The following is a 7820-nucleotide window of genomic DNA, read 5'->3' as shown; positions in this document are numbered from 1 at the left end:
GGTGGGGAAGGCCGCGTGCATCTGGGGGGTTCGAGCCCGGGCCTCCAGAAGTCTCTTGATGCCCTGGAAGAGCCGGTGCTCCACCGTGCCCTCCTGCTTGCGCTTTTCGGCTTTGGCCCAGTCCATCCGGGGCCGATGCAGCCAGCGGTTGTCGCCCCGGTGGGCCGGTTCTTCTACGTAGTTGTAGTCGTTGAGCAGGCCCAGCTCGTCGCCCATGTAGATGAGCGGGATGCCCTCGCCATAGCCGATGAAGACTGCATGGGCCAGCAACAGGCGCTCAATGGCCAGGTGGATCAACCGGGGATTGCCCGACTCCAGGGCGGCCTCGAGCCCCCCCAGGCTGGCCGCAGTGCCCGAGGTGCGCCGGTCGCCGGTGGAGGGGTTTTCCTGGAAGTGCATCCCCCGGGCAAAGGAGCCCGGGAAGTCGCCCTTGTAAAACTCCGACAAAAAGTGCCGGTGGGCCGGGCCGGAGAGCCCTACTGCGGCGGCGTCGGTGTCGGAGATGGCCCAGCCGATGTCGTCGTGGCAGCGCAGGTAGGTGGCCCAGGCCGTGCTGGGGGGTTTTTGCGGAAAGCGCTGCAGGGCCTGGGTAAAAAGCCGGGTGTCGCGGCTGGCCAGGCTGCTCCAGATTTGCACCATCAGGGTGTTGTGGTAGGCCAGCTCCGAGACCTTGCCGTAGTGTCTCCCGGTGCCCAGGTAGGCAATCAGGTCCTCGGGGGCCACGATGGCCTCGGCCTTGAAGGCCACCGCCGGGGCCCCGATGCGCACCGCCGCCCTCATGGCCTGGGTGAGAGCGTGCACCTCGGGCTGGTTCTGGCAGTGGGTGCCCAGGCGCTTCCAGATGAAGGCAATGGCGTCTAGCCGGAAGACCTCCACCCCCTTGTTGGCCAGCCACAGGATTAGGTCAAGGTACTCCAAAAAGACCTCGGGGTTGCCCCAGTTTACGTCCCACTGCCAGCTATTGAAGGTGGTCCAGACCCAGCCCCCCAGCTCCTCGTCCCAGGTGAAGTTGCCGGGGGCGAAGTCGGGGAAGACTTCGGGCAGGGTGCGCTCAAAGGCGTCGGGGAGGGTGCGGTCGGGGTAGATGTAGAAGTAGGCGCGGTAGTGGGGGTCGCCCCGGCGGGCGGCCTGGGCCCAGGGGTGTTCGCGGGCCACGTGGTTGAGCACCAGGTCTAAGCAGAGGCTGATGCCCTCCTGCCGTAGCCGGGCACAGAGGGCCTCGAGGTCGTCCATCGTCCCCAGGTCGGGGCGCACCCGGCGGTAGTCGGCCACCGCGTAGCCCCCGTCGTTCTCGCCCTCGCGGGGTAGCAGGAGGGGCATCAGGTGCAGGTAGCGGATGCCCAGCTCCTTGAGGTAAGGGATGCGCTCAGCCACCCCCCTCAGGCTCCCGGCAAAGCGGTCGGCGTAGGCGATGTAGCCATGCATATCCGGTTTTTGGAACCAGTCCGGGGTGTGGATGCGGAGGAGGTCCAGGGCCAGAAGGTCGTCCGGACGCTCGGCCAGGTTACGCCCCAGCACCTCGGCGGTCCGCAATGCGATTCCTTCGGCCTCTGGGTAGACCGCCTGCAGCCCCTCGAGCAGGTCGGGCAGGTGGCGGCGCACCCGGGCTTCCAGCTCGGCTGTGCGGTAGGCCCCAGGGTCTGGAAGCCTTTCCATGATGCGGGCCAGAAAAACCCCTACGTCCATCTTTCTGTATTCTAAGCCTCCGGACAAGGGGTGGGGCTAGCCCAGGAGCATCACCTTTACCGCCTGCTCGCGCCGCAGGGCCGTGGCGAAGGCCGCCGGGGCCTCCCTCAGGGGGAAGCGGTGGGTGATGAGGGGCTCTACCCGCACCTGGCCTTGGGCCAATAGCCGCAGGGCCTCTGGGTAGTCCCGGGCGGTGTACATCAGGCTGCCCCGCAGGCTAAGCTCCCAGTCCTGGATTAGGGCCGCGCTGATGCGGGTGGGCTGGCTGAAGACCCCCGCCACTACCACCTCGGCCCCCTTCTCGCAGCCCTGGATGGCCGCCTCCAGGGCCTTCTCGCTGCCCACGCACTCGAAGACCACCTCGTAGCGCTCCTGGCCGGGCGGCTGGGCCGGGAGGCCCAGACCCTCGGCCAGCCGCCGCCGGGCCTCCAGGGGGTCTACCACCACCACCGAGGCCGCCCCGTAGGCCCGGGCCACCTGGGCCACCAGAAGCCCGATGGTGCCGGCCCCCAGCACCGCCACCCGGCGGCCTTCCACCCGGCTCAACCCCACCGCGTGCACCGCCACCGCCAGCGGCTCCACCAAGGCCCCCTGCTCGTCGGTGAGGCCCTCGGGCAGGCGGTGCAGCCGATCTACCGGGGCCAAGAAGGCCTCGGCCATGCCCCCGGGGGCTTGGAAGCCCATCACCCGCAGCGCCTGGCAGATGTTGTAGCGCCCGCTTTGGCACTGGGGGCAGCGCCCGCAGGTGAGGGAGGGCTCGAGGGTCACCCGCGCCCCCACCCAGGCGGGGTTGGTCTCCGGGCCCACCTCGAGCACCCGGGCGGCCACCTCGTGGCCCGGGTAGACCGGGTAGCTTACAAAGGGATGGAGCCCCTCGTAGACGTGCAGGTCGGAGCCGCACAGGCCCACCGCCAGGGGCTTCAGCAGGGCTTGGCCGGGGCCTGGGCTGGGTGGGGTTTCCTCGAGCCAGGCCAGCCGGTGCGGGGCCTCCACCGCCAGCCGGCGGCCTACCATACCGTATACCCCCCGTCCACCACCAGCTCGCTGCCGGTGAGGTAGCTGCTGGCCTCTGAGGCCAGGAAGAGGGCGCAGCTCGCCACCTCGGCGGGTTCCCCCAGCCGGCCCAAAGGGGTGAGGCCCAGCCAGTCCCGCCGCCACTCGGGGGTCTCCAGGCCCCGGCGGGTCATCTCGGTGCCGATGTAGCCGGGGGAGATGGCGTTGACCCGCACCCCAAAGGGAGCCAGCTCGGCCGCCAGGGACTTGGTGAGGTGGATGACCGCGGCCTTGGAGGCGTTGTAGGCGGCCTGGGGCTGGGGCTTGTTGACGATGCGCCCGGACATGGAGGCGATGTTGACGATGCTGCCCCGCCTTTGGGCCACCATCCGGCGGCCAAAAGCCCGGCTGCACCAGAAGACCCCGTGCACGTTGACCTCAAAGACCAGCCGCCACTCCTCGTCGGGGGTCTCCAGGGCCGGGGTGTTGCGGCAGATGCCGGCGTTGTTGACCAGCACGTCCACCTGCTCCAGCGCCTGGGCCAAAGCCTCGGCCTGCTCGGGCCGGGTGACGTCTAGGGGGTGGAACTCTGCCGCCAGGCCCAGCCCTCTTAGGTGGGCCGCGCTCCTCTCGCCCGCCTCGGGGTCGCGGTCGGCCAGCACCACCCGGGCCCCGGCCTCGGCCAAGGCGGTGGCGATGGCCAGCCCGATGCCGCGGGCCCCGCCGGTGACGACGGCCACCTGGTTGTCCAGTCGGAACCTGTCCAGTAGGGTTGCCATGGGTTGCTCCTTTAGGCGTTGGGCTCAATGAGTACCTTGAGGGAGTGGGCCATGCCAGGGTGCTCCTTGTAGGCCAGGGCCTGGTGCAGGCCCTCGAGGGGCAGCCGGTGGCTGACGAGGGGCTTGACCTGCACCCGCCCGCTCTCGAGCCACTCCAGGGCGATGGGCAGGGTGCCGTTGAGGGAGAAGCTCCCAATCAGGCTCAGGTCGCGCTGGAAGAGGTCGTAGGGGCTTAGCTGGATGCGGGCCTCCTCAGGGGCCACCCCAAAGACCAGGAGCTTGCCCCCCACCGCGGCGAAGCGGGGCATGGCCTCCACCACTGCGGGCACCCCGGTGGCCTCGGCCACGATGTCAAAGCCGTGGGGGGCTAGGTCAAGCGCGGGCTCGCCAGGGGCCAGGGCCCGGTAGGCCCCGAGCTGGAGGGCCAGCGCGCGCCGCTCGGGCACCGGGTCCACCACCACCACCCGGCTGGCCCCGGAGATGAGGAGGGCCTGCATCAGGAGGAGGCCAATCGGGCCGGCCCCGAAGAGGAGGGCCTGGCTGCCTGGCTCGGGCCTTAGGCGCAGGAGGCCCCAGGCCACGCAGCCCAGCGGCTCAGCAAAGGCGGCCTCGGCGGCGCTCAGGCCCCGCACCGGGTAGGCGTTTTGGGCCGGGGCCACCACGTACTGGGCGAAGCCCCCGGCCTGGGTTACCCCCAGGGCCTGGAAGTGCAGGCAGTGCTGCCGCTGCCCCCGGCGGCAGGCCCAGCACTGGCCGCAGGCCACCACCGGGTCGAGGGCCACCAGCTGGCCTTCCTGCAAGCCCTCCACCCCTGGGCCCACCTGGTCTATGACCCCGGCGATCTCGTGGCCGGGCACCAGGGGCAGCCGGGCGTGAAAGTGGCCCTCAAAGAGGTGCAGGTCGGTGCCGCAGACCCCGGTGGCCCCCACCCGCACGCGCACCTGGCCGAAACCGGCCTGGGGGGCCTCGAGCTCCTCTAGCCGTAGGGTTTTGGGTTGGGTGATAACGGCTGCTTTCATTTGATCGCTCCAAAGGTCAGGCCCCGCACCAACTGCCGCTGGGCCAGCCAGCCCATCACCAACACCGGCAAGATGGCGATCATCGAGGCCGCCGACATCTTGGCCCAGAAGAGGCCCTCGGCGGTCTTGAAGGAGGCCACATAGACCGATAGGGGGGAGGCCTGGGCCGCGGTTAGGTTGAGGCTCCAGAAGGTCTCGTTCCAGGCCAGGATGATGCTCAAAAGGGCCGCCGAGGCGATGGCCGGCCCTGAGACCGGCAGGAGCACCCGCAGCATCTCCTGGGCGGTGCTGGCCCCGTCCACCCGGGCGGCCTCCATGATCTCGTGGGGTACCTCGCGGAAGTAGGCGTAGAGCGTCCAGACCACCACCGGCAGGTTCATCACGGTGTACATCAGGGCCAGGGCCCAGACGTTGTCCAGCCAGCGCAGGTCGCGGAAGATCAGGTAGACCGGGATGATCACCCCCACCGGGGGCATCATCTTGGTGCTGATCATCCAAAGGAGGGTGCCCTGGGTGCGGGGGGTGGGGTAGAAGGCCATGGCGTAGGCCGCTGGAACGGCCAGCAGCAGGGCCAGCAGGGTGGAGCCCAGGGCGGAGATGACCGAGTTGAGGAAGTGGGCCCCGTAGTCGCTGCGGGTCAGGGCCTCTTGGATGCTCTCCAGGGTGGGCGGAAAGAAAAGCCGGGGTGGGATGGCGATGGCCTCGGCCTCGCTTTTGAACCCGGTGAGGAAGAGCCAGAAGATGGGGAAGAACATAAGGCCTGCGGCCAGGTAGGCCAGTAGGGTTAGCTCCCAGCGGACGCGGCGTGCGCTCATGTGCGACCTCCTTGCAGGTTGCGCCCGATCATGCGCAGCACAAAGATGGCCACGATGTTGGCCAGGATTACCGCGAAGACCGCCCCTGCCGCGGCCACCCCGATGCGGTACTCGCCGAAGGCCTTCAGGTAGATGAGGTAGGGCAGGGTGGTGGTGGCCAGGCCCGGCCCGCCCGAGGTGGAGGCGTAGATTTCGGCGAAGATGGTGAGCAGGAAGATGGTCTCGAGCATCACCACCACGCTGAGGGTCTGGGCCAGGTGGGGCACGATGATGTAGCGGAACTCCTGCCAGGCGTTGGCCCCGTCAATCTTGGCGGCCTCGAGCTGCTCCTTGGAGAGCGACTGCAGCCCGGTCAGGATGAGCAGCATGGCGAAGGGCGTCCACTGCCAGGAGACCATCAGCACGATGGACTGCATGGGGTAGATGGCCAGCCAGTCTATGGGCTCCTGGCCCAGGCGCTGGGCCACCCAGGCGAAAAGCCCGTAGACCGGGTGCATCAGCATGTTCTTCCAGATCAGGGCCGAGACCACCGGCATCACGAAGAAGGGCGAGATGACCAGGGTGCGGGCCAGGGCCCGGCCCGGGAAGTCCTGGTAGAAAAGCACCGCCAGCACCAGCCCCAAAAGCACCGTGATGGCCAGCACCGAGCCCACCAGCACCAAGGTGTTCTGCACCGCGGTCCAGAAGATGGGGTCGGTGAGGTGGGAGTGGAAGTTCTCCAGGCCCACGAAGCCCTGCCGCTCGGGGTTGAGCAGGTTGAAGCGCCGGAAGGAGTGGTAGATGGTGAGGACGAAGGGAATCTGCGTCCAGACCACCAGCAGCAGGATGGCCGGGGCCAGCAGCCAGAAGGTGTTGGGCCGCAGGCTATAGCGTCTGAGGGGGGGGCTATGGGTCATACCGCCTGCCTTGGCGGGAAGCGGGGGTCTGGCAGAGGGGACGGCTTCCCATGGGGTGTGCAAGGGGTAGGGGCAAAAACCCCTACCCCGGCGCGGCCCCTACTTGAGGTAGCCGGCCTCCTTCATGATCTTCTCCACTGCGGCCTGGGCCTGGGCCAGCCCGGCGTCCAGGCTGGTGCGGCCGGCCACGATGCCCGCGATGAACTGGCCCACCTGGGTGCCGATGGCCTGGAACTCGGGGATGCCCACGAACTGGATCCCGGTGTAGGGCACCGGCTTCAGGGTGGGCCGGGTGGGGTCGGCGGTGTTGATGGAGTCCAGCACCACCTTGGCGAAGGGGGCGGCCTTCTGGTACTCGGGGTTGTTGTAGGTAGAGTAGCGGGTGCCCGGCGGGGCCGAGACCCAGCCCTGGGTGCGGCCCACCAGAGCGATGTACTCCTTGGAAGTGGCCCAGGTGATGAAGGTCTTGGCTGCCTCCACCTTCTTGCTGGACTTGGGGATGGCCAAAGCCCAGCTCCACAGCCAGTGCGAGCCGTTGGGGGTGGTGGCCACCGGGGCTTTGGCGAAGCCGATCTTGTCGGCCACCTTGGAGGTCTTGGGGTTAGCCAGGTAGCCCGCGGCCACGGTGGCGTCAATCCACATGGCGCACTTGCCCTCGGCCATCAGGGTCAGGTTCTCGGTGAAGCCGTTGCCGGTGACGCCGGGAGGGCCGTACTTGGTGACCAGCTCCACGTACTGCCCGATGGCCCGCTTCCACTCCGGGCTGGTGAGCTGGGGCCGCCAGTTCTCATCAAACCAGCGTCCGCCGTAGGTGTTGACCAGGGTGGTGATGAAGGCCATGTTCTCACCCCAGCCGGGCAGGCCCCGCAGGCAGATGCCGTAGACCCCGCCGCTCGGGTTGTGCAGGGTCTTGGCCCAGTTGATGGCCTGGGTCCAGGTGGGCTGGGCGGGAACGGTGAGGCGCTTGGCGGCAAAGAGGTCTTTGCGGTAGTAGAGCATGGAGCTCTCGGCGTAGAAGGGCAGGGCATAGAGCTTGCCCTGGTAGGAAAGCCCGGCCCGCACCGGCTTGATGATGTCCTCGAGGTCGTACGAGGCGGGCAGCCCGGTCATCTCCACCAGCCAGCCGTTCTTACCCCAGATGGGTGCTTCATAGGTGCCGATGGTCAGGATGTCGTAGGAGCCGGCGTTGGTGGCGATGTCGGTGGTCACCTTCTGGCGCAGCTCGTTTTCGGGCAGCACCACCCAGTTAACCTTGATGCCCGGGTTGGCCTTCTCAAACTCCGGGGTCAGCTTCTGCATCGTGATCATGTCGGGGTTGTTGACGGTGGCGATGGTGATGGTGGTCTGGGCCAGGGCCAGCGAGCCGAGCCCCAGAGCCAGGGCTAAAAGCTTCCACAAGCGCATCGTGCTACCTCCTTGGGAAAAAAGAGCCTAGGGCCGATACCGACTTTTTTCAGGGCAGGGGCACCTCCTTTGATTGGAAAGCCAGGCCGAAGAAGTCGGCCAATGCCAGGTATTCGCGGTAGAGCGCCTGGTAGGCCCCGCTTTGCCCGTCGGGGTGGAAGATGCGAGGGGGCGGGGCCTACCAGGCGCTCTACCGCGAATACCTGGCATTGGCCGACTTCTTCGGCC

7 protein-coding genes are annotated in these 7820 nt (G+C 68.1%); all 7 read right to left on the bottom strand.

The genetic code is table 11. The features are described 5' to 3' along the window. Window positions 1-1686 (bottom strand): alpha-amylase family protein (locus Mlute_RS13255; protein ID WP_119361077.1); only part of this gene is annotated, 1686 nt, incomplete at its 3' end. Between the two features lie 36 nt (window positions 1687-1722). After that, window positions 1723-2700, bottom strand: coding sequence for a zinc-dependent alcohol dehydrogenase (locus tag Mlute_RS16500; protein ID WP_119361076.1), 978 nt, complete (start codon window positions 2698-2700; stop codon window positions 1723-1725). Then, window positions 2694-3458, bottom strand: coding sequence for an SDR family NAD(P)-dependent oxidoreductase (locus Mlute_RS13245; protein WP_119361075.1), 765 nt, complete (start codon window positions 3456-3458; stop codon window positions 2694-2696). Before Mlute_RS13245 ends, Mlute_RS16500 begins: the two co-directional genes overlap by 7 nt. Before the next feature lie 11 nt (window positions 3459-3469). After that, window positions 3470-4477, bottom strand: coding sequence for a zinc-dependent alcohol dehydrogenase family protein (locus Mlute_RS13240; protein WP_119361074.1), 1008 nt, complete (start codon window positions 4475-4477; stop codon window positions 3470-3472). Then, window positions 4474-5292, bottom strand: a complete 819-nt coding sequence (locus tag Mlute_RS13235; protein WP_119361073.1) for a carbohydrate ABC transporter permease — start codon at window positions 5290-5292, stop codon at window positions 4474-4476. Before Mlute_RS13235 ends, Mlute_RS13240 begins: the two co-directional genes overlap by 4 nt. Then, window positions 5289-6188, bottom strand: a complete 900-nt coding sequence (locus tag Mlute_RS13230; RefSeq protein ID WP_119361072.1) for a carbohydrate ABC transporter permease — start codon at window positions 6186-6188, stop codon at window positions 5289-5291. Before Mlute_RS13230 ends, Mlute_RS13235 begins: the two co-directional genes overlap by 4 nt. A gap of 99 nt (window positions 6189-6287) precedes the next feature. Continuing rightward, a complete protein-coding gene (locus Mlute_RS13225) occupies window positions 6288-7592 on the bottom strand; it encodes an ABC transporter substrate-binding protein (RefSeq protein ID WP_119361071.1) in 1305 nt (434 codons plus the stop codon). Between the last annotated feature and the right edge of the window lie 228 nt (window positions 7593-7820).

The organism is Meiothermus luteus, from assembly GCF_003574085.1.
Classification (GTDB): domain Bacteria; phylum Deinococcota; class Deinococci; order Deinococcales; family Thermaceae; genus Meiothermus; species Meiothermus luteus.
The sequence above is the reverse complement of the archived record's forward strand: the minus strand, read 5'-3'. Positions and strand labels throughout refer to the sequence as shown.

What these genes read in the sequence shown, in the direction of transcription:
- Mlute_RS13230 (WP_119361072.1), bottom strand. Translation starts at nt 6,188, where the DNA reads ATGACCCATAGCCCCCCCCTCAGACGCTATAGCCTGCGGCCCAACACC.
- Mlute_RS13225 (WP_119361071.1), bottom strand. Translation starts at nt 7,592, where the DNA reads ATGCGCTTGTGGAAGCTTTTAGCCCTGGCTCTGGGGCTCGGCTCGCTG.
- Mlute_RS16500 (WP_119361076.1), bottom strand. Translation starts at nt 2,700, where the DNA reads ATGGTAGGCCGCCGGCTGGCGGTGGAGGCCCCGCACCGGCTGGCCTGG.
- Mlute_RS13245 (WP_119361075.1), bottom strand. Translation starts at nt 3,458, where the DNA reads ATGGCAACCCTACTGGACAGGTTCCGACTGGACAACCAGGTGGCCGTC.
- Mlute_RS13235 (WP_119361073.1), bottom strand. Translation starts at nt 5,292, where the DNA reads ATGAGCGCACGCCGCGTCCGCTGGGAGCTAACCCTACTGGCCTACCTG.
- Mlute_RS13240 (WP_119361074.1), bottom strand. Translation starts at nt 4,477, where the DNA reads ATGAAAGCAGCCGTTATCACCCAACCCAAAACCCTACGGCTAGAGGAG.